The 23,262-nt window shown below is 39.0% G+C and carries 17 protein-coding genes and 1 pseudogene (1 of these 18 cut by a window edge); 11 read left to right on the forward strand and 7 right to left on the reverse strand.

Features of this window, described 5'->3' with window-relative positions:
* Positions 1 to 643 (forward strand): annotated as a pseudogene (locus tag EZY12_07065) (DEAD/DEAH box helicase) (it extends 296 nt beyond the left edge of the window).
* Between the two features lie 181 nt (positions 644 to 824).
* Here the strand turns inward: EZY12_07065 and EZY12_07070 are convergent.
* Complete coding sequence (locus EZY12_07070; protein ID QSX69379.1) at positions 825 to 3,626, reverse strand: efflux RND transporter permease subunit; 2,802 nt, start codon at positions 3,624 to 3,626, stop codon at positions 825 to 827.
* Positions 3,627 to 3,792: 166 nt separating this feature from the next.
* On the opposite strand from EZY12_07070, the gene EZY12_07075 reads away from it, so the two are divergent.
* Positions 3,793 to 4,479 carry a phosphorylase gene (locus tag EZY12_07075; protein ID QSX69380.1) on the forward strand — a complete coding sequence of 229 codons (687 nt, stop codon included), beginning with the start codon at positions 3,793 to 3,795 and terminating at the stop codon, positions 4,477 to 4,479.
* Positions 4,480 to 5,482: 1,003 nt separating this feature from the next.
* On the opposite strand, the gene EZY12_07080 is transcribed toward EZY12_07075, so the two are convergent.
* Together EZY12_07080 and EZY12_07085 are read right to left on the reverse strand one after the other, a co-directional pair.
* Positions 5,483 to 7,840 (reverse strand): FG-GAP repeat protein, encoded by a 2,358-nt coding sequence (locus EZY12_07080; GenBank protein ID QSX69381.1) that lies wholly within the window; start codon positions 7,838 to 7,840, stop codon positions 5,483 to 5,485.
* A gap of 836 nt (positions 7,841 to 8,676) precedes the next feature.
* Positions 8,677 to 9,843 carry a glycosyltransferase gene (locus EZY12_07085; GenBank protein ID QSX69382.1) on the reverse strand — a complete coding sequence of 389 codons (1,167 nt, stop codon included), beginning with the start codon at positions 9,841 to 9,843 and terminating at the stop codon, positions 8,677 to 8,679.
* Between the two features lie 153 nt (positions 9,844 to 9,996).
* On the opposite strand from EZY12_07085, the gene shc reads away from it, so the two are divergent.
* The 8 genes from shc (at position 9,997) to EZY12_07125 (ending at position 16,792) form a co-directional block, all read left to right on the forward strand.
* Complete coding sequence (gene shc / locus EZY12_07090) at positions 9,997 to 11,907, forward strand: squalene--hopene cyclase (GenBank protein ID QSX69383.1); 1,911 nt, start codon at positions 9,997 to 9,999, stop codon at positions 11,905 to 11,907.
* A gap of 852 nt (positions 11,908 to 12,759) precedes the next feature.
* Positions 12,760 to 13,161, forward strand: a complete 402-nt coding sequence (locus EZY12_07095; GenBank protein QSX69384.1) for a DUF2267 domain-containing protein — start codon at positions 12,760 to 12,762, stop codon at positions 13,159 to 13,161.
* A 135-nt stretch (positions 13,162 to 13,296) separates the two neighbouring features.
* Entirely contained in the window at positions 13,297 to 13,737 is a 441-nt protein-coding gene (ureE, locus tag EZY12_07100) for an urease accessory protein UreE (protein ID QSX69385.1), read from the forward strand.
* Positions 13,715 to 14,401, forward strand: coding sequence for an urease accessory protein UreF (locus tag EZY12_07105; GenBank protein ID QSX69386.1), 687 nt, complete (start codon positions 13,715 to 13,717; stop codon positions 14,399 to 14,401). Before ureE ends, EZY12_07105 begins: the two co-directional genes overlap by 23 nt.
* Before the next feature lie 5 nt (positions 14,402 to 14,406).
* Positions 14,407 to 15,003: an urease accessory protein UreG gene (ureG, locus tag EZY12_07110; GenBank protein ID QSX69387.1), complete on the forward strand. Its 597-nt coding sequence runs from the start codon at positions 14,407 to 14,409 to the stop codon at positions 15,001 to 15,003.
* Between the two features lie 428 nt (positions 15,004 to 15,431).
* A complete protein-coding gene (locus EZY12_07115) occupies positions 15,432 to 15,746 on the forward strand; it encodes a hypothetical protein (protein QSX70554.1) in 315 nt (104 codons plus the stop codon).
* Between the two features lie 7 nt (positions 15,747 to 15,753).
* Entirely contained in the window at positions 15,754 to 16,137 is a 384-nt protein-coding gene (locus EZY12_07120; GenBank protein ID QSX69388.1) for a hypothetical protein, read from the forward strand.
* A 91-nt stretch (positions 16,138 to 16,228) separates the two neighbouring features.
* Positions 16,229 to 16,792 carry a sporulation/spore germination protein gene (locus EZY12_07125; protein ID QSX69389.1) on the forward strand — a complete coding sequence of 188 codons (564 nt, stop codon included), beginning with the start codon at positions 16,229 to 16,231 and terminating at the stop codon, positions 16,790 to 16,792.
* A gap of 789 nt (positions 16,793 to 17,581) precedes the next feature.
* Here the strand turns inward: EZY12_07125 and EZY12_07130 are convergent.
* Positions 17,582 to 17,836: a type II toxin-antitoxin system HicB family antitoxin gene (locus EZY12_07130; GenBank protein ID QSX70555.1), complete on the reverse strand. Its 255-nt coding sequence runs from the start codon at positions 17,834 to 17,836 to the stop codon at positions 17,582 to 17,584.
* Positions 17,837 to 18,537: 701 nt separating this feature from the next.
* Between EZY12_07130 and EZY12_07135 the strand changes: the two genes are divergently transcribed.
* Positions 18,538 to 20,196: an MBL fold metallo-hydrolase gene (locus tag EZY12_07135; protein QSX69390.1), complete on the forward strand. Its 1,659-nt coding sequence runs from the start codon at positions 18,538 to 18,540 to the stop codon at positions 20,194 to 20,196.
* Positions 20,197 to 20,213: 17 nt separating this feature from the next.
* Here EZY12_07135 and EZY12_07140 read toward each other — a convergent pair whose 3' ends face one another.
* The 3 genes from EZY12_07140 to arsB form a co-directional block, all read right to left on the reverse strand.
* Positions 20,214 to 20,525, reverse strand: coding sequence for a hypothetical protein (locus EZY12_07140; protein ID QSX69391.1), 312 nt, complete (start codon positions 20,523 to 20,525; stop codon positions 20,214 to 20,216).
* A 746-nt stretch (positions 20,526 to 21,271) separates the two neighbouring features.
* A complete protein-coding gene (locus EZY12_07145; protein ID QSX69392.1) occupies positions 21,272 to 22,060 on the reverse strand; it encodes a Nif3-like dinuclear metal center hexameric protein in 789 nt (262 codons plus the stop codon).
* A gap of 34 nt (positions 22,061 to 22,094) precedes the next feature.
* The gene (gene arsB, locus EZY12_07150) at positions 22,095 to 23,144 is read right to left on the reverse strand and encodes an ACR3 family arsenite efflux transporter (GenBank protein ID QSX70556.1); all 1,050 of its coding nucleotides are present in this window, start codon (positions 23,142 to 23,144) and stop codon (positions 22,095 to 22,097) included.
* Between the last annotated feature and the right edge of the window lie 118 nt (positions 23,145 to 23,262).

Consider the following 23,262-nt stretch of genomic DNA (forward strand, 5'->3'; position numbering starts at 1 on the left):
AGCTATATCGAAACTTAGTGAAAGTAATGCCGAAGCAGGAAACAAACATCTGCAAGTTTTAGCAGAGATTATGAAACTGCGTCGTGCTTGCTGTAATCCTAGTTTAGTGATGCCTGACACTGAGTTATCTAGTTCCAAGTTACAACTTTTTGGTGAGGTACTGGGTGAACTTCTAGAAAATCGCCATAAGGCTTTGGTGTTTAGTCAGTTTGTTGATCATTTACATATCATCCGTGATTATCTGGATAAGCAAAGTATTAAATATTAATACCTGGATGGCAGTACCCCAATGGCACAACGGAAAAAAAGCGTAGATGCCTTTCAAGCTGGGGATGGGGATGTTTTTCTCATTAGTCTTAAAGCTGGGGGTACAGGACTGAATCTGACGGCTGCTGATTACGTTATCCATACTGACCCTTGGTGGAATCCCGCAGTGGAAGACCAAGCCTCTGACCGCGCCCACCGGATTGGACAACAACGCCCGGTGACTATTTATCGCTTGGTAGCTAAGGATACTATTGAGGATAAGATTGTGGAGCTGCATCACCACAAGCGAGATTTGGCGGATAGTCTGCTAGAGGGTACTGATATGAGTGGTAAAATATCAACGGATGCTTTGCTGCAATTGATTCATGAGGGATGATTAAAAAGGGAACAGTGAGTAACAAAAAGGAGGGATTTAGACCCTACCTGAAACACTCTACTTATAGAAGTCGGGGTCTCTTACTCCCATTTCGGGAATAGGAAATAGGAAAAACTGTTCCCTATTCCCTGTTCCCTTCTTCGATGAAAATTACTGCTAAGAAATCGGAAATCTAAGAAAATCAGTTTTTACTTGTCACCTTCTTTCTAGGAAACCAATCATCTAAAATTGCGTAAAATACTGGAACAACAAATAAACTGAGAATAGTTGAACTTACTAAACCACCAGCTATAGATACGGCCATAGGCGATCGCAATTCCGAACCCGCACCTAAGCCCAAAGCAATGGGAACCATTCCCAAAATTGTCGCCGCCGTAGTCATCATAATTGGCCGCAAACGTACAGGTCCTGCTTTGAGAATTGCCTCAGTTCGTTCTAGTCCAGAATCCCGTAACTGGTTAATGTAATCTACGATTAAGATGGCATTTTTGTTAGTAATCCCCAGCAAAAACACAAAACCAATCAGAGAAATCATCCCAAAATCACTTTTTGTAAATAGCAGTGTCAGCAGCGCCCCAACCACAGCTAAAGGTAAAGAAAGACCAATAACTATGGGGTCTACCCAACTTTTAAACAACCAAACCAGCACCACAATAATACAAAGTGCCGATAATCCCAAAGTTGTGCCGAAACTACCAAAAACTTCATTCTGACGGGCAGAGTCTCCCCCTAAATTCAAAGAAACACCCGCAGGTATAATAGCTTTAGCCTCAGCTACCACCTGATCAGTTGCATCACCTAAAGTTAAATTTTGACCCAGATTAGCACCGATATAAACTACTCGCTGATTATTCAAACGTTCAATTTGTAAAATCGCGTTTTGTTGGTAAGATGCACCTGTAATAGTCACATCAGCAAAACCAGATATTTTTTCAATTCGGTTTTTAACCGCTTTAGCGGCTGTAGTCAAAGCCTTGATATCATTACCCTGTAAAGCTATTTGCAGAGGTTTTTGCCCACCTGTATCTACAAACTGAATATCTTCTACACTTGTAGTTACACCTACCAATTTTGGCAAAGCAGCGCGGAGTTGGTCTTGTACTTCTGCCGTTTGCACTTCTCGCTCCGCTTTGAGCTTAACGTACAGCGTACCCTTGTTTGGCTCACCTTCACGAGAACCCACAGTAGTAAACACCGTTGCCACTGCGGGGGAATTCCTCACTACTTTTTCCAGTTTCTTCGCAACATCCAAAGAATCATTTAAAGGATTAGTCATGGGAATAGAAGATGATAAAGCAGCTAAAGCCGCAGCAGACAAAGACGAATTTCCTAATTTATCTTTTTGTCCCGGTTCTCCTGGTTGTCCTCCTGGTTGTCCTTGTCCTCCTGGCACCCCTTGTGCAAGATCCGCAGGAAAACTAGGTAAAGGAGCAGTATAAACAATATTAAATTCTCCTCGGTCGAGTTTGGGAATAAACCCTTTGGGAATCAGGGGAATCAGGGCGATACCAGCAATGAAACTACCTACAGCCAAACCAACAACTATCAAGCGGTGCTTCAATGACCAGGCTAACAAGTTCCGGTAAGCTTGATCAAATTCTAGCCAAATTTTACTTTGTTTCTGGGGAGAATTGGATGGTTTAGCTTTGAGCCAGTAAATAGCTAAGACTGGTGATAACGTCCGTGCTACTAACAAAGATGTCAGCATAGCAGCGGAAACAGTAATCCCAAAGGGTTTGAAAAACTGACCAATGACTCCACCCATTAAACCGATGGGTAAAAATACTGCTACCGCTGTCAAAGTGGCTGCGGTGACAGTTAAACCAATTTCATTAGTGGCTATCAGGGCGGCTTCGCGGGGGGTTTTCCCTTCTTCAATATGCCGCATGATGTTTTCAACATCTACTATAGCATCATCAACTATTGAGCCAATTACCAAGGCTAAAGCTAATAGGGTGATAGTTTCTAAATTAAATCCATATATCGCCATAACGATAAATGTCCCTAACAAAGATATGGGAATAGCTAAAGCTGAAATCAGGGTAGCTTGCCAATTCCATAAAAAGGGAAAGATAACAACTACCGATAGGACAATTGCTTCTATCAGTGCATCTATGGTGGAATGGGTGGCATTGCGGATATATTCTGCTTGGGTAGCAGCTAAGGTGAGGGTAACATCTTTTAAGCTAGACCTTAGCTGTTGGACTTCTTTCTCTACCCGACTAACTACTTCTAAGGTATTAGCATCACCTTTTTTAATTACCTGAAAGGCTAAAGCGTCTTTACCATTAAACCTGATTAATGTCCCCACTGGGGGTAATAAAGCATTTTCTTTTTTTTCTGCTTTCTGACTCATGGGCGCAGGCCCTGCGCCCCTACGTTGCTGACTCCTTGTTTGGGGTGGTGTATTGTTACCATCTCCTAATAGGGAGACTTTTAGCACTCCTGGTATTTTAGCGATCGCTGGAATAATTTTATCTTTTGCTAGTTGCTGTAAATTATCAATCTTCCCCGAGGCACTTTCAATCGCATAGCTGACAGCGGCTGATTCGTTCAGATTCAAAGGGATGATTTTTTTATTTGCATCCTTGGGTAGATTTAACTGATTGACTATTTGCGAAATTTTGCTTGTCGCAGTTTCTAAATTAGTACCGACAACGAAAGATAGACTAACAGCCGTTTGACCAGGATAAGTTGATGAACGAATATCCTCAAGTCCTGCTAGTGATTTTAGACTTTCCTCCAGTGGTTTAGTCAATTTTTCTTCCGTATCTAAGGCATTGGTTAAGGGTGCTTGAACATTTACCACCACTACGGGAAAGGTGATATCTGGAAATAAAGCATATTTGAGGGAACTGAAAGCGAGGACACCAGCTACCGCTATCCCTATCCAAAAACACACCGTCAACCAAGAAAACTTAATTGCTAATTTGGAAATATTGAAGCTTTCGCGTGCAGATTCTGATTTATTGGTTTGTACCATCTGATAAAATTATCTTAGTCATTGGTCATTAGTCATCGGTTTTTTTATAACTGACAACTGACAGGTTAGTATAGAACTTCTCAGAGGAAAATGGCTATAGTTAATTTAGCTAAGGTGTTCTCAGCAACACCATAATCTATATATAGTTATCTGATTTCCTATTCTTATGTCAACTTTGATCTTAGTCCCCCAGGGAGCAGAATATCAAGCCGTCTGTCGCGGATTAGGTCGCGTTACCAGTTCTTCACCCCAAGTATTAGCGATTCCAATGGGAATCGAACCTGTGCGGCAATATTTACAACAATTAACCCATGACCAAGAGCATCGCATTCTGATGATGGGTTTATGTGGTAGTTTGAGCAAAAATTATCAGGTTGGAGATATTGTTTTATATCAAAATTGTCTTTATCAAGGAAATCTGCAAGAATGTCATAATTCATTTACCGCAGATATACATAATCAACTTGGGGATCATGTATCTTTAGTCAAAGGATTAACGAGCGATGCCTGCGGCGGGCGTAGCCAACGCATCATAAGTACAGCCAAAGAAAAACACCACTTACATCAACAATCTGGTGCTGAGGTTGTGGATATGGAAGGATACGCGTTTCTAGAATTTTTCCAAGAGTTGCCAAAGGTACAAGTAGCTATACTGCGAGTAGTCAGCGATGATGCTCATCATGATATCCCAAATATCACATCAGCCATTAGTGCAGATGGTTCATTGCAACCTTTACCCTTGGCTTGGGAATTAATCTGTCAACCCCTAGCAGGAATAAGACTAATTACTGGTTCATTAAAAGGACTCAAAGCTTTAACAGCAGTCACAGAGTTATTATTTAGGGCTTGCTGAAAAAGTGGCAAACCTCAGAGGCTAAATTTTGTACTGTTCTAATGTACTAAGGAATGTGAATTACAGCAAATTGTCATCAAACCTGGAACAAGAACCCCACCCCCCACCCCCTCCGGTGCAAGCGATGAGGGGGCTAAGATGTACCTTGTATAATTGGAAATCGGTGTAAATAAAGTGCAAAAGTAGGGTGTGTTAGCGATAGCGTAACGCACCATTCCACGTTAACTCAGAATTGCAGGTTATTAAATTTGCGTTCCTAAATGTATCGGTTTTCTTGGGGTGTGATATTTAAGGGTGCGGAATGTGGGTTCAAAGAATCCAGAATCCAGAATCCAGGGAATAAATTCCCTGTCTGATAGCTAAAGTCGGTTAAAACCGACTCTAGTAGTCTGTCAAGAACTAATTGACGGGTTCATTTGTTGCCATTTTGATTCTTCCTTCTTCCTTCGTGTCCTTCGTGCCTTCGTGGTTCGTTTCTTATCCGTCAAAATTTATTTGACAGACTACTAGTTCCCCCCCCTTTCTTCGTTTCGGCCTATTTCGCCCCCTAAATCCCCCAATTTTGGGGCAAGACCAACTGATGACAAGGAAGGATAGTAGACAAGGAGGATTTTATCCACAGAATACTCGGTTTATGGGTTGTTTTGTTACCAATCATCCATTCGTTTGTCCGGTTTTCCTCCCTTGTCACCTTATCTGCCTTGTCCCCCGTAAAAGCAAGACTAGGAAGACAAGGAGGGACAGTAGACAAGGAGGATTTTATCCACGAAATCCTCAATTTATGGTTTGTTTTATGACCAATCATCCATTTCTTGTCCGGTTTTCCTCCCTTGTCACCTTGTCTGCCTTGTCACCTTGTCTGTCTTGTCCTCTTGTCCCCCAAGTCTTGAATTTTGGGGGTTAGGGGGCGATTCAATCACTTGTGTGTACAAGATCCTGTTCCTACCCCCGACTTCTTGGAGAAGTCGGGGATCTGAGGGGATCTGAGGCTGAGAAATGTCTTTTAAGCAAAAGTCAATTTGACTTGAGCAACTATATCATTAAAATCTCTGTCACCACCACCACGTTGATCATCGAAAGCAAAGGTATTATTACCTAAAACCCGCACATGATCAACACCATCTGAGTTAGCACCCAAGAAGGTGAAGTAAGCTTCTGGGTTACTGGTATTTATTGTATTATTCACTACAATAAATGGTACATACATAGCACCACCTGCAAGAGTATTATTGAAATTTGCTGTTCCACCGTTGTTCACACTTAAAGCAATGTCAGAAACACGGCCATTAATAGCTGCTTGAGTATAACCATCCTGTCCTGGGAGGATATCAGCCGTACCATCACCATTGGTATCAATACCGCCATTATCACCAGTCACGCGGTAGAAGCCAACAAAATTGTTGTAACTTGCTTCTCTGTTAACTACAAATTCAACGTTTACTGGACCAGTAATACCCCGTAAATCTAGCGATTCCCTTTGTATTGGATTTTGCTCAGATGAACTCAAAGAGTTACCAGTTCCAGTTCCAGTTCCAGTTCCAGTTCCAGTTCCAGTTTCAGTTCCAGTTTCAGTTCCAGTTCCAGTTCCAGTTCCAGTTCCAGTCAGTCCAGTTCCAGTTCCAGTTCCAGTTCCAGTCCCAGTCCCAGTTCCAGTCCCAGTCCCAGTTCCAGTTTCAGTCCCAGTTTCAGTTCCAGTTCCAGTCCCAGTTCCAGACCCAGTTCCAGTCCCAGTCCCAGTTTCAGTTCCAGTTCCAGTTCCAGTTCCAGTTCCAGTTCCAGACCCAGTTCCAGTTCCAAACACCACTAATGCTTCACCTGCTCCGGAATTAGCAAAGGGTGCGCTAATAATCAAATCGTTAACACCGTCACCATTGACATCTCTAGCACCACTGACTGAGTAACCTAAGTTACTATTTTCAACGCCGTTAATTATAAAGCCCTTTTTACCGTCGTAGTTAGGTGTGTCGAAACTTGAGAGTTCAAAGGTAGGATCAAAGCCTGTTTTGCTGCCATAAATGACATAGCCTTGTCCAGAACTATTAGTAGCATTTATTGCCCCAATAATAATGTCATCAACACCATCACTGTTAAAATCTCCTAAAGCACTGACAGACGCGCCGGTGTTGTCAAAGGGAGCAATACCATTGATGGTAAAGCCATTTGTGCCATTTAGCTCAGAGAGGGTTAAGGTCGAATCTAAACCGCCCTGTTTACCAAATACTACATAGCTGCTGCCAGCAAATTCTTTATTATTAGGGTTTCCATCTTTTGCCCCAATAATGATGTCATCAATACCATCATGGTTGATATCTCCCGCATTGCTAACAGAGAAGCCGGATTTATCAACACCTTGTCCATTGATGGTAAAGCCATCACTGCTAATCAGATTAGAGACGTTGATAATATTGGAAGTAGCGGAGTTTTCGGAGTTAGTCTTCCGTCCATAAATAACAAAACTGCTTCCAGAGTTATTACCATTGGTCTGAGCATAGGGCGCACCAAGAATGATATCATCAATACCATCATCGTTGATATCTCCAGCATCGCTAACAGAATAGGCAAAGCTATTTGGATCATCGCTAATGATTTTTAAGCCATTATTGCTATCTAAATTGGCGAGGTTTAAGTCTGAACTAAAACCATCTTTTTTCCCAAAGATGATATAGGCTGCTCCATTGCTACCTGAACCGTTGTCACTGGGATTAGTTGCACCAATTAATAGGTCTTTAATGCCATCACCATTAAAATCGCCAGCACTGCTAACAGCTAAACCTGCATAATCATCAGACTGACCACCTTGGATGGTAAAACCCTTAGTAATGTCAAGGTTAGAGAGTTCGATGGGATTATTAAAATAGTTGGCCTCTTTACTGCCAAAAATGACATAAACAGCCCCAGAATTATCCCCATTGATGTCAGAAAAGGGTGCGCCAATAGCTAGGTCATCAATACTATCACCGTTAATATCCCCAATATTGCTAACGGAACGGCCTGATTTATCACCTTGTTCAACCCCATTAATCACAAAGTCTGGAGTAACACCGAAAGTGGCAGGATCTATAGTTTGTTGAAAGTTATTTTTGCCAAAGACTATATAAGTTTTCCCGGAGTTACTTCGATCATTAGGATCACTCAAAGGTGAGCCGATGACTATATCCCCAATTCCATCACCGTTAATATCACCAGCATTGCTAACTGAATAGCCTAAATTATCATCATTTACACCTGCGATGACAAAGCCATCATTTTTAGTATCACCATTTGCAGCATTTATATCAGTATTAGTACCAACTAAAGGATCTACAAGTGCTAATTGATTGATGTTATCTTCGGGTATAGTGGAGTTAATATTTGGTTCCATGATCTAGTATTGTTAGTTTTTTGGTTGATAAATTTCGATTACAGCAAAGCGGGTGTAATAGGTCATTTCTCGTTAGTTACACAAATATTTGCTATAAATCTGCGTTAAAAAGTAGCTCTAGGCTGTAGTTGAGTAGCTAGAGTTGGTGTTGATGATGTTATGGATAGAATTTCACACCTTTGGGGTAAATATGCGTGTTCGTCTCCAAGCTTGAGTAGCTAGAGTACCTTTTGACTGAGCTTTAAACTGGTGCAAATGAGTGTTTCTTATCTGTTCCCTGTTCCCAGTTAAGAGTTCCCTTCTTTTGTAATAAAGCGCATAGAGTCTTTCTTTTTATGAACATTGGTTAAGGTGCGCGAAGTTTTGTCATCTTCGCTCTCAATGGTGCTATACTGTTTACAACAGGAATGGTAATCAACCTGTATAAAAACCTAACTGCCTAACGGCAATCTGTACCTTGACAACTGAAGATGTGGGGTTCTATTCCATAGTTCTAGTGACTGCCCTCCGAATAGGTAAAATCTTCATGGGAACTAGACGACACAGAATTTAAACTCAATCAAAATTTGCAGTAATGCAACTACCTTCGGGCAGAGGGAAAGTTAACGCTTGGGGAGAGAACCACCTCTGGCTTAGATACCGCAAGGGTTCTAAGTTAAGTGGACTCGTTGAACCAAGAATCTTAGTGGCTAAAGCCAGTGAGAGTGTCAATTTATCCCCCATTAGCAATGTCCAATCCGGACTTATTTTAAATATTTTGACTACTTTTGATCTACTGTCTTTACCAGTAATCCTGCTTAACGGGTGAGAATGGGCATTTTGGGAAAAAATGTCTGCTACTTGTTTTGAAATACTCTACCTTTCCATGTACCCCCACGCCCTTGCCAATGTTGTAATGCTGAATCTACTGTCATGAGAGTATATAAAAAAGCAATGATTGGTAAACTAAAAGCAAAACTTGGAGAACATTTATAAAAGCGAATCATTGGGAAATAAGCGAAAGTCATGAGTAGATATGCGATGAAAGCGGACAGGGTGATCATCCAATTCCCCAACACCGCACCCAAAATAATTCCTATTGGTGGTAATAAATAAACTAATGTCATTCCCAACAAACTCCCTACTAGTAATAAAGGGGAATAATTTAGTTGGGTATAGGCGCTGCGGGCTACCATATCCCAAATTGTTTTCAGGGAATCATAAGGACGTAAGCTAATTGTGGAGGTGCTGAGTCCTAACCAGATTTTTCCATGATTGGATTTGACGGCTTTGGCTAGGGAACAGTCATCAATTAAAGCCTGACGAATAATTTGTAGTCCTCCAATTCTATTCAGGGCTTCTCTGTGAATTAAGATACAACCTCCAGCAGCAGCGGCGATCGCTTTTTTGGGGTTATTTACCCAGGTAAAGGGGTAAAGTTTTTGGAAGAAAAAGACAAAAGCAGGAATTAATAGTTGTTCCCAAAAGCTTTGACAACGCAAGCGTACCATGATGGATACGAGGTCTAATTTCTGTGTTTCGGCTTTGGCAACTAAGCGGCGTAAGTTGCTGGGATCATGTTCTATATCTGCGTCAGTCAGTAAAAAATAGTCTGGTTTCAATTTACTGGCTGTTTGTACACCTTGTTCCATTGCCCACAATTTTCCTGTCCAACCTGTAGGTAATGAGGTGCTAGATACAATCTGCAATTGTTGCGTTTTGTCGAGGGCGTAGGCTACTCCTTGGGCAAAATTGGCTGTACCATCGCTACTCCCGTCATCTACCAAGAAGATGGTGAAATTACCAGGATAGTCTTGGAGGAGGAGCGATCGCAAGCTAATGGGAATTACATCGGCTTCGTTTCGGGCTGGAACTATTACGCACACAGTTGGCAAAGTGGTGATATCAATATCTTTATTTACTTCTAATTGCTGATCAACTCGCCAAAATTGCCCCCAAAATAAGAGTAAAAATAACCAAATGACTAAGGATAGAAGTGTAGAACTCAATAAAATTGCTGCCATAACTGTTGTTTTATCCCCATTCAAGATGTAAAAAACAAATTTAATTCTCATGCTCCTTGGACAGAATACAATGTTTACTCAATTTTGGGGAATAATGTTCTCTCATTTGCGGTTATGTTATTTAATATTATTTGGTGCTGAGGTAGGTATTTGATGCAAACACAAGATCGGGCAAAAGTCAAGCAAGTTGTAGATGCGATTACAGCTAGTCAACAACATCTGCTTTCCATTCAAAACCCTGATGGTTATTGGTGGGCAGAGTTAGAATCTAATGTTACCATCACTTCTGAAGCTGTTCTACTACATAAGATTTGGGGAACTGACAAAACCAGACCTTTACATAAGGTTGAAAATTATCTCCGTTCTCAACAACGAGAACATGGAGGTTGGGAATTGTTTTATGGTGATGGTGGGGATTTAAATACCACTGTAGAAGCCTATATGGCTTTGAGGTTGTTAGGTGTACCTGCTACAGATCCGGTAATGGTAAAAGCGAAATCGCTAATTTTAGCAAAAGGTGGTATTAGCAAAACTCGCATTTTTACAAAGTTACATCTGGCTTTAATTGGCTGTTATAATTGGCGCGGACTGCCTTCTTTACCATCTTGGGTAATGTTGCTTCCCGATAATTTTCCTTTCAATATTTATGAACTTTCGAGTTGGGCGCGTTCTAGCACTGTGCCATTATTAATTGTTTTTGATCGTAAACCTATTTTTAAAATTGATCAGCCAATTAATTTAGATGAATTATATGCAGAGGGTGTGGATAATGTTCGTTGGGAATTACCAAAAAATGGTGATTGGTCGGATATATTTAACATTCTGGATAATGGTTTTAAATTAGCAGAAAGTCTGAATTTTGTTCCTTTCAGAAATGAAGGTCTTCAAGCGGCAGAAAAGTGGATTTTAGAACGTCAAGAAGTTACAGGTGATTGGGGGGGAATTATTCCCGCTATGTTAAATTCTCTGTTAGCTTTAAAATGTTTAGATTATGATGTTAATGACCCAATTATAGAGCGGGGTTTAAAAGCAGTTGATAATTTTGCCATCGAAACAGAAAATAGTTACTGTGTGCAACCTTGTGTTTCTCCTGTATGGGATACTGCTTGGGCGATTCGGGCTTTGATTGATTCAGGTTTTGCAGCAAATGATCCGGCTGTGGTGAAAGCTGGAGAATGGTTAATAGAGAAACAAATTCTCGATTATGGTGATTGGAATGTCAAAAACAAGCAAGGAAAACCCGGTGCTTGGGCATTTGAATTTGAAAATCGCTTTTATCCTGATGTGGATGATTCGGCTGTAGTTGTTATGGCTTTATATCAAGCAAAATTACCAAATGAAAACCTGAAAAAACAAGCTATTGATAGAGCTTTAAATTGGATCGCTTCGATGCAATGTAAACCAGGAGGTTGGGCGGCTTTTGATCTTGATAATGATCAAGATTGGCTCAATTGGGTCCCCTATGGTGATTTGAAAGCTATGATTGATCCTAATACTGCTGATGTCACAGCTAGAGTATTAGAAATGTTGGGTGCCTGTAACTTATCAATTCAACCAAATAATTTAGAGAAAGCCCTAGATTATCTCACAGAGGAACAAGAAATAGAAGGTTGTTGGTTTGGGCGTTGGGGTGTAAATTACATCTATGGAACTAGCGGCGTTTTATCGGCTTTAGCTTTAATAAATCCTATCAAATATGCGGGAAATATAAATCAAGGTGCAGCTTGGTTAGTGAAAGTACAAAATACTGATGGTGGTTGGGGAGAAACTTGTTTTAGTTACAATGATCCTAGTTTGAAGGGAAAAGGTGACAGTACAGCATCTCAAACTGCATGGGCGTTAATTGGGTTAATAGCCGCAGGTGAAGCTACGGGTAAATTAGCTCTTGATAGTATTGAAAAGGGGATTAATTACCTATTGGAAACACAAAAATTAGATGGTACTTGGGATGAAATTTACTTTACAGGAACTGGTTTTCCTTGTCATTTTTATTTGAAGTATCACCTTTATCAACAGTATTTCCCTTTAATGGCTTTAGGACGATATCAAGCAATACGTTACTAACAGACAATATTGTAGGGATAATTGATGAATTGTCCCTACTATTACAATAGAAATTGTATTTAATAACCAGCCAATGGATAGAATTATATTAATATAAATTAACTTAAATTTATTCGTTAAGAAGCAAAGAGCGTTAAGGGTTAAAGGTGCAGATTACCCCTAGATATTACACAGAGTATAATATCTATAATTTGCTCTGTGTTTATTTATTCTCATCCAGAATAATAGAATAGATCCCCTGAAATCTCTCTTTAGATATATCTCTATTTACTTCTTTAGCGCGAAGTTAAGTTAATGGTTAAAGGTTAGACTGAAGTAAGTTTTCTAAATCAGGAGGGATCATTCTAAAAAGTAGTAAATACGGATTAGATGTGAACCAGACCACCCTGAGCATAGTCAAAGGGTAAACGTTATTTAAGTCATGACACCTTGGGATTCGCTAGTTCCATGATCTGTCGGTACTGATTAAACATTCTGAAAGGAAAGTGTCTTTACCTTAACAAGCTTAGATAACTAGGTTGAAGCAAACTTTACTTAGAAATAATGACTGGTCAAACCGACCGCAAACGTCAATAGCGGGGAAATATTTTCCTGCTATTGACTACGAAACACTACATTATTCTGTGATTAGGACGTATGGCTCAGGTTTTAGAATATTCAATCTTACTCCCTTCCCACTACCGAATATAGATTAAATGAACCACGAAGGAGCGAAGAACGCGAAGGAAGAAGGAAGAAGGAGGAAGGAGGAAGATAGGTAATCGGAGGGGAGTAACAATATTGTTCAGTTAAGGAAATGTATTGCCACTCATAATTATTTCGTTATTGATTTAAATACTGGAGATAAAAAAAATGGAATATACTGAATTTATCACCCATGTCCAAAGTCTAGCGCAATCAGAATCCCGTCAAGAGGCAGAAGTTGCTACCCGTTCTACTTTGGAAATTATTAAACAAATTATTCCTAGTGATGAAAGAGAAAAATTAGCAGCAGAAATACCCCAGGAGTTGAGAGAATATTTGCATGGAGGTGAAACAGAACCTATTCAATCTTTGAATTTACAAGAATTTATTGAATGTATCAGTCAGAAAGAAAAGGTAGAACCTACAATAGCTGTTATTCATGTGCGGGCTGTTTTTGCTGTTGTCCAGCTTGCTGTTTCTCCAGAAAATTTCCGCAAATTCTATGACTATTTTTCCCATGATTATGAGGAATTATTTAATATATCAATGATAAATACAGTCCCTGCTTAGTCAGAAAAATTTGCAAGTCAAAAATTTAAGATACTCGATTTTTATAATAAATCGGGTATCTTTTTGTTTACCAATCGTCGAGAATGAATTACTATAAATAAAGTTACAAAATCATCTAAGTTAATTTCGGGAATTATGCTGACTTTTACCCAACGTCAACTACCTAATAATGATGCTATAGTGACCATTACTCTTTCACTGACTGCCCAAGAACGGACTCGTAGCCGGCATAAATTTATATTAGCAGATGGTAAGGAGGTTTTTTTGCGTTTAGCTAGAGGTACAGTATTACATGATGGCGATATTCTCACAGATGAAAACCAAAGTATTTATATGAAAATTATTGCTGAACCTGAACCTGTTATCACTGTATTGGCAGAAATTTCTTTGTTATTAAGGGCTGCATATCATTTAGGAAATCGTCATGTCCCTGTGGAAATTACTCCCACTTATTTACGCTTATCTCCAGATGTAGTTCTAGCTGCTATGTTAACACAATTGGGGTTAGAAATTAAAGAAGAAATTGTCCCTTTTCAACCAGAATTAGGAGCTTATGGAAATCACTCTCACCCATAGCCATTTTTTGGCGATTTTACAATTCGCAAGTCCCGCTTTACCTGTTGGTGCTTATAGCTATTCGGAAGGGTTAGAAATGTTAATAGAAAATGGTACTATTACTAATGTTGAGAATCTCCAATATTGGCTAAAATCTGAGTTAGTTTATGGCTCAATTCGTCTAGATGCGGCTGTAATGGTGAGGGGTTTTTATGCTGTAAAAAGCGATGATAGGTCGGCTTTAAAGCGGTGGAATTTATGGTTATCAGCCGCCAGAGATACGGAGGAATTACGGGCTGCTAGTTGGCAAATGGGACGGTCTCTGATGCAATTATTAGGTAAGCTAGAACCGGAAATTTTGCCTATGGTTAATGCTGTGGGTTATCCTGGCAATTATGCGATCGCTTTTGCCATAGCTTGCGCTCATTGGGATATAAATATTCAAGCTGCTTTATTAGCATACTTACACAGTTGGGCAAATAATTTAATTACGGCTGGGATTAAACTTATTCCTCTCGGACAAACTGCGGGACAAGAGTTATTACTGGGTTTACAACCTTTATTAACTTCTACTGTGGGGGAAATTCTCACAATGGCAGATGATGATTTGGGATGTTGTAATTGGGGTTTGTCTTTAGCAAGTATGCAGCACGAAACCCAGTATACTAGATTGTTTAGGAGTTAATAATTATGACTGCTTTAAGAGTGGGAGTTGCGGGTCCCGTGGGTTCGGGGAAAACGGCTTTGGTAGATGCTTTATGTAAGGGATTACGAGAAAAATATCAGTTAGCAGTGGTGACAAATGATATCTATACCCAAGAAGATGCTCAGTTTTTAGTCCGTTCTCAAGCTTTATCAAGCGATCGCATTTTAGGAGTAGAAACGGGAGGTTGTCCCCATACTGCTATTCGTGAAGATGCTTCCATGAATTTAGCCGCAATTGAACAATTAGAAGAAAAATTTACAGATTTAGATTTAGTCTTTTTAGAAAGTGGTGGGGATAATTTAGCTGCTACCTTTAGTCCTGAATTAGTAGATTTAACCATTTATGTAATTGATGTAGCTGCTGGTGATAAAATTCCCCGTAAAGGTGGTCCAGGTATTACTAAATCTGATTTATTGGTTATTAATAAAACCGATCTTGCTCCCTATGTGGGTGCTGATTTAAATGTCATGGAACGGGACGCGAAGAAAATGCGCGGTGACAAACCTTTTGTTTTTACAAATCTGAAAACTCAAGCTGGTTTAGGAGATGTTATTCACTTTGTTAATGCAGCTATTTGTTAATTGTCTGAATCAGGATTTACAGGATTAAAGGATTTTCAGGATGTTAGCTTATGATTGATTTTATTTTATATGAAATATGAATTTCGCGTCGGGACGCAAAAGTACAAAGTTTTTAATTTTTGTAGGGATTTAGCATTGCTAAACCGTGATTAGGTAAACAAGATAATGAGGAATTTTTAATTTCTCTTAAAATATAATAGTATAATTAATAACATTTAATTGTGATTTACAGTGCTTCGTCTGGCTATTTATGCGTAAAATTTGTCTACAAATGCGCCTAAACTGCCCTACGGACTGAGGGATGATAGGGTTGATTAACCCTGATCCCTACATCTCTATGATTATTATTCAAAAGTAAACATTACTTAGTTCATTTAATGTACTCTGTTATAATAAATATTAACTCCAACTACAATGAAAAAATAATGATGACAACCCAAGCAGAAATAATTAATCAATTAAAAACTTTAGAAGCACTTTCTCAACAAGGCGGATATAGTGATATCCTGGCTTTATCTCTCAGAAAGATAATTATTCAGGAAAAAAATAATATTCAGGTACAAATTCAAGAACTAGAGATCGATTTACAAGAATTTGAGCAACAGTATCAATTATCATCTAAAGATTTCTATCGCCAATTTAAAACCGGACAATTAGGAGATGACGTAGACTTTGTTGAATGGAGTGCTTTTTATCAAATGTGGTTGGATTTACAAAAGCGTTTAACATTACTTCAATCTTAAATTGAATATGATAATTCAGGATTATTTGACCGAAATAAAAGCTAAATTAATCACCAGTCCTATAATTGATAAAATTACTATTGTTAAAGAAAGAGCATTATCTGATCAAGGTTATTTTCGAGCCAGATTGAATTTAATTAATGGTGATTTTTTAGAAGTGGTGGAATTTTTTAAAATCAAGGGAGATAAATGTATTGCGGAAACCTATCGTCATCAATGGATGGATTCTACTCAAACTCAGTTAAAAAAGAGATGGGATAATGTGGAGCATTTTCCTAATTTACCAAATTTTCCTCATCATGTTCATATTAGTGAAGAATTTAATGTTTATTCAAGTGTTTGTATGAATATTTTAGAAGTTATTGATTTAATCAGTCAAGAAATAAAATAGGATGGGTACAAAGGTAGTTATCATTGATATTCAGGTTTTTTCTTTCCTTCCCCTGATGAATTTTCTTGTAAAAATCAAACACAATTGCTATATGTACAATTACAAACAATATCTTTTATCCTTACTTTTGGTAGCATTCTCCACTGTTATTAGTAGTTGCGATACTAACAACACCGCTAATAACCCAACTCCAGAAACAACACCAAATAGCAAAATTAACACCAGTCCCCCAAAGAAACTACAAAAGTCTCCAACCCCTGTAGTTGAACCATATACCAATAATTCCAATACTAAAGCTATCTCTGGTAAAACTACAAACGTCACCGTATACACAAGTGATGCCCAATGTCAAGAGCTAATTCCCAAAAAAGCTGACGTTTCCGCCCAAGAACCTATGAATGAGGCCATAGGTAAAATATTCAAAGAACAAAATACAGCCGATTTTAGCGTGTCAGGTTATCGTGTTAATGTTAAGAATGGTGTTGCTATTGTTGATTTGAGAGTCTCACCAGAGTCAAAACGACAATTATCTTCTCTGTCTAGTTGTGAACAGTTTGCATTGTTTAGTAGTGTCCGCAAAACCTTAATTAGTAATTCTCAGTGGAAAATAAAAGATGTCCGCTTTACTGAGCGTGGAGAAGACATTACCCTCTAAGGAACGTGAATTTATTAACTTACAATTCTTGGTAACGACTGTCTAACCCAAGGACAGATTACATCCATCAAGAGTTGCACCTTATTTATACTCAAAACGGTTGGGACCTGGACTCTACCCACTTAAATCAAATCAAATAATTAAGCCATGTTGAGTATAATCCTAGTGTGTTAATTTTGATGAAATTTCTCCGTTTTTCGTTCATGCAAATCTTGTAGAGATTTTTGAAAGTGGCTGAGAGTGCATATCTTATAATTTTTGATGAGGAAGTTAATTAATATTAAGAGTGATCGCTGATCAAGATTTGCTGTGAAATAAAATCCTGGGAAAAATACTTATAAGAATACCCGGTAAGTGGGAAACTCAGCGGCTTTAGCCGGTGAGAGGGAAACGGCACGAGCGGTTTTAACCGCCTTGAAATTTTTTCATTACCGCCTTGGAGTTGGTAAGTTCGGTGTACTTTTGTAATGTACTTTCAACGGGACAATTACCGATTCAAATTTCCCAACTCTGTACGCATAATGTTTTGCTCCAAAGAGCCTCCCATTTCTGGGGTAATGTTAGCTTTGACCTGTTATAAGAGCTTGTTATACTTGCAACACTGTTTCAGTGACCTTAAAACTGTTTAATTGCAAATGACAGAGCAGGGAACTAGCTACGCATTCGGTGGGTGTCGTGACTCAAATAACGGCTACCCTTCGACTACCCTTCGACATCGCTCAGGGCAAGTCGCTTGTGGGTGGTCTGGTCAGTACGGCTTGCTTGATTACTCTTGCAAGCCCAGTCCCTTTAGGGCTGGGTTACTGACACTAAAACACTTAATGGCTTAACAATATAATCTTCTTTAGGGATAGGTTGATGATCAGCCATTAGACTTTCAAGATATAATTCTACAGCTTCTGTTATATTGGCGATCGCTTCTTCAAAAGTATCTCCTTGGGAATGACAACCCTTAAGAAGAGGACAAAAAGCGTGATAACCTCCGTCTTCTTCCCTTTCGAGAATGACGGTGTAATTGTAAACTTTTTTGTCGTTGTTATTCATCGTAAGTTTCTCACCAAAATCTATTTCATTATAAACTGTTTTGATAAATTCGCCAAAGGTCATTGAAGCTGTACCCAGACATACAGAAATTAAGGAATTGTTAGCCCAGCAAATTCTCAAAAGCTTAAATGCTGAATAGGGCAATAGTGAAGCGCGACCTAATATAGCGGTATGCACTTGAGTGAGATACAGTCAGCCAATCGCAAACTCTGTAGGGGCGCAGGGTCTGCGCCCTCGATTATATTGCATCAAGAGCGATAACCGCTATAATCGCTTATAGGTAGTTGGTGATAAAATCCCTGTCTTCATCCTCTAATCCTGGACATCTTGATTCTGACAAGTTGCCCCTGACCATACCATAAAAGTGCTATATTTACATAGAACCCAAGCATAGTAAAGATTTTATGCTGATTCTGCTCAAAGGCAAAAACACTCAGATAAGATCAAAAAATCTTAGTTCAAGGATAAAAAATAAATGGATATCAAGCTGATTGTAGTGGGTTTAACTGTTATATTTACGGTTTCGTGCTTATTCTTTGGTACGAAAAATGGCTTTTATGATTCTAAAGACTATCATGGTAATGGTTCTGCACATTAATAAGAGTTATAACCAAGGTTTGCAACTTTTAGAACTTTGCTGAAAAATATTGCTAAAAACCAAATTTCTCAGCCAATAGTTTGATGGAGGTGAGGAGCAAAGGATGGATAATATATCAATTGATGCGGTCGAAACCGGTAATGAGCTAGAATGTTTACCCTATAGTGTTCAGCATCAAGATGAGGGTGTATGTCTACTAGTGAGAATGGGTCCGCACCGTATCCTGTTAGATTTCGGCTTGACAAATATTTCACCTATAGCGCACAATTTAACTGAATCGGCAGACAGTGGTACATCACCAATGCCAGCGGATTTGGTTTTAATTAGTCATGCTCATCCAGATCACTGTAGAGGCTTATTAACACTACATCAAGCGTTTCCCTTGTTGCCGATATATGCTAGTGAGGTGACAACGAAATTATTACCGCTAAATTGGCTAGAAGAAGAAATACCAAGAATTTCTTCATTTTGTCAGGCGTTACCATTGCGATCGCCTGTAGAAATCAGAGAAAATTTAATAGTAGAATTATTTCCCGCAGGTCATTTACCCGGTGCTGTGGTTATTCTCCTCATTTACCACACCCCCAACCGCGATTATAAGTTACTTTACACTGGTGATTTTTTCCTATCCAACTCCCGTTTAGTAGAAGGGTTGCGACTAGATGAACTTAGGGGTTTAAATTTAGACGTGCTATTAATTGAAGGTAGTTATGGAACATCCCGCCATGTCCATCGCCGCAACCAAGAAAATCAACTCGCAGAAAGGATTCATCGCGCTATTAGTGCCACGGAGATATATGAAAGACATTCAGTAATTTTACCAACACCAGCTTTAGGTTTAGGTCAGGAATTGCTCATGCTGTTACGTTCTCATCACCACTTTACCGGCAGAGATTTAGACATTTGGGTTGATGGTACTGTAGCTGATGGTTGCGATGCCTATTTAGAACTTTTACCCCATCTTCCGGCTTCAGTTCAGAATTTTGCTCGTCATCAACCCTTATTTTGGGATGAACGGGTAAAACCTCGTGTCCGCAGATTAAAGCCGGAAAACCTGGCAACTTTAGGGACATCTCCTTGTATTGTTCTCACGGAGTCTTCCGCAGATTTACGTAAATACTGCCAAGCCAACACAGGCAATTGGCTGATTCTTTTACCGGAAAAAATTGATATTAAAGTTAATCAAGAATATTTAGCGCCGACAAAAGTTGAAAGTTATCTTTTAGCGCAACACAGTGATGGACCGGGAACAACTCAACTAATTCATAATTTACGACCCCAGCACGTGATTTTTGTGCATGGTTCTCCTAGTTATCTGGCAGACCTAACTTGTTTAGAAGAGTTACAAAACCGTTATCATGTCCATTCACCAGCAGCCGGGACTCTAGTAGAATTACCGATTGGGGAAACATTTTTACAACCTGCGCCCCCAGAAATTAATTATGAGGGGGAATTGACAGAGTTAGGAACTGTTATTACTATCACTCTCCCCGATGCTGTGACGGCAGATCTCCGCTGGCGACAATTCGCTGATACAGGTTTAATAGAAGCGCGTTGGCAGGGTGAAGATTTGGTATTACGGGGGTTATCTCCACGAGAACTATTAAACTCAAATAACCTTCGTCCTAATTCTGGTGATGTTGCTTGCTGTGGTAGCTGCCGACACCAAAGAGGGCAACGGTGTTGGAACCCCGCTGCCCCCTTATATAATTTCAAAGTTACCCTTGATGGTTACTGTCCTGCTTTTGAACGCTTGACATGAATTTAATTTAGGAGCGTTTAATCTGGATTTAGGTCAGTATAAGGGTTAGGAATACGCTCTGCTTCTGGACAGTCCTCAGTTGTAAGCGGATCTATATTACCGCGTTGCACTGAAGCTAATTTTTGAGTAACAGATCCGATGCTTTCGAGACGAACCATTTCCTCCCAAGAGCAAAGCTCATCTTCTTCGTCTGTTTCATAGCGTAAAGTCACTAAATCGCCTTCGATATCAATGATGCGGGCCCGCTCTATCCAGCGTTGCTGATCCCGCAAAAAAACACATACCTCCCGCCCGTCGCAACAAAGTTGATAAATTTTGCGGTGTAGCATGTAGTGCTTCTGCCTTTTTATACAACGTAGTTAAACCTGTCAGATTTGGGTTTTATCCTGGAAATATCAGCCCCTAAGAGGTGAATTTCTTAGTGAAAACCTAGTAAGTTTAGTGACTCAATTTTACCACTTATTTTTAGTCATTAGTGATTAGATGAAATTTTGGGTCTTAAGCTTTAGTTTACCGCATTAGTTGAACGGCTATGGCAACTGTTAACATCTACAGAGATTTTTGTTTGATTTGGCGTTACTTCCAGGGACAGTTAGTTATCCTTGATAGCACGCTTTACCAATAAAAATATTATTCTGAACATAACACAGCTTTCTGCCCTTTAACCAGACTATCTAGCTAAGTACAGACAACCGAGTAGATAGTATCTAGAAGATTTTCGCCAGGGTTAGAATCTGTATTATCTATAAATGATAACATTATTTTTAATTTCTTAACCGTGAATAATTTTTTGAGTATAAATATTTGAGTAACATGAGGAAGGCGCTACTTAAACAAGATATAAATTTATGTGTAGAGATATTATAACAACACATCTCTACATAGGTTTCGGTACGGCAAAAGTAATTTCATACATTTAATTAACAATCTTATATGCAGTATGCAAGTGAGTAAAATTAATCAAGTTAATTTTTATGCTGTATAATGAAGAATACAGCGGGGAAATTTACAAACACTTCACAATCTTCACAAAAAATTAAGTATTACTTAGTATGGGTAGTTTACGGTGATCTAACTAGGTTAAAAACTGCCGAAAATCTTCATCTTGCTGGCTCAATTGCACCCAATCTAAGTTAATGGCTTGAAATTTCTGGACTAAGCGATCGCAAGCAGGACGTTCTGTGGCATAATGACCAGCATCAATTAATACAAGATTACGATCACGGCTTTCTTGAAATTGATGAAATTTACAGTCAGAAGTTAGGTAAACTTGGGCATTAGTTTTAACTACCTCTGAAATATAACCTGCACCCGAACCACCTAAAACAGCTACCCGTGAAATTTGCTGTTGTAAATCAGCCATTGGAGAAAAAATCAAATGGGACGGATTTAATTGAGCTTGAATATTATTTAGTAATTCTTGTAATGTCAGAGTAGGTTTTAATATTCCTACACGCCCATAACCTAAACCTGCTTGGGTAGGAACAATGGGTGATACTTCTTGAAGTTGGAGAAGTTGCGCTAAAACATCAGCAGTTCCATCTGCAACTTGGTCAAAATTAGTATGAGCGGTGTAAATACCGATATTATGGGTAAAAGCTAACCGCACCATTTCCGTTAAAGCTTCTCCAGTGCGGAAAGATTTGGGGGGGTAAAAAATGAGGGGATGATGGGCAAAAATTAGGTTAGCATGGAGAGCGATCGCTTCCTGCATGACTGCTAAAGTGGGAGTTAAACACACCAAGACCCGCGCTTTTGTGGACAAAATACCTGGTTCTACTTGCCAACCGCAATTATCCCAACTTTCGCACCAAGCGGGATTTGCCCATTCTTCAAACCAAGTAATTAAATCAGCAACTTTCATTAAATTTAAATAAGTTAATATTAAACGTATTTAATTATAATCCTATTGGTGGAGATAACTGAAAAAAGTGGTTCTTAATCCAGAAAGATACACCGACTAAACTAATTAAGACTGGCACTTCTACCAAGGGTCCAATGACAGCAGCAAAAGCCACACCAGATTTAATCCCAAATACAGAAATAGCTACGGCTATTGCTAATTCAAAATTATTACCAGCAGCGGTAAATGCCACACTAGCAGCTTTTGCATAGTCGGCTTTAATTTTCCATGCTAGGTAAAAACTACTTAAAAACATCAATAGAAAGTAGATAATTAGGGGAATGGCAATGCGGACAACATCCAGAGGAATTTGCACAATCAAATTTCCCTTTAAACTAAACATTACCATGATTGTAAATAAGAGAGCAATTAAAGTAATCGGACTTATTGTGGGAATAAACTGCTGATGATACCACTGTTTACCTTTAGCTTTCACTAAAATAACGCGAGTCATAAATCCAGCCAGAAAAGGAATACCTAAATAGATAAAAACGCTGTTGGCAATTTCCCCAATACTGATATTTACAATAGTTCCTTGTAAGCCAAATAAAGGTGGCAAAACAGAAAGAAAAAACCAAGCATAAACGCTGTAAAAGAAAACTTGAAAAATACTATTAAAAGCAACTAATCCGGCTGTATATTCAGTGTCTCCCTTAGCTAAATCACTCCAGACAATTACCATAGCAATACAAGGAGCTATTCCTACCATAATTAACCCAGTCATATATTCAGGTTTATCGCGTAAAAAAAGAATGGCCAGTGTAAACATTACTATTGGAGCAATTATCCAAGTCAGCGATAATGATAATCCGAGAATTTTTAGGTTACGAAATACATCTCCTAATTCTTCATATTTTACCTTTGCTAAAGCTGGGTACATCATCAAAATTAGACCAATGGCAATGGGGATATTAGTAGTTCCCACTTGAAAATGATTGATGAAAACTTCTACTCTGGGGAAAAAATATCCTAAACCGACTCCAATTGCCATTGCAATAAATATCCACAATGTCAAAAAGCGATCCAGAAAAGAAAGGCTTTTGATAGTCGGTTTTTTAGTTATATATTCCACTTAATTAACCTCTTTAGTTTCAGATCCCCAACTTCTTCAAGAAGTCGGGGATCTTGTTGTTATTTATTATAAAATGTGTATTTATTACAAA

The sequence above is a fragment of the Dolichospermum sp. DET69 genome, assembly GCA_017355425.1.
Taxonomy (GTDB): Bacteria; Cyanobacteriota; Cyanobacteriia; order Cyanobacteriales; family Nostocaceae; genus Dolichospermum.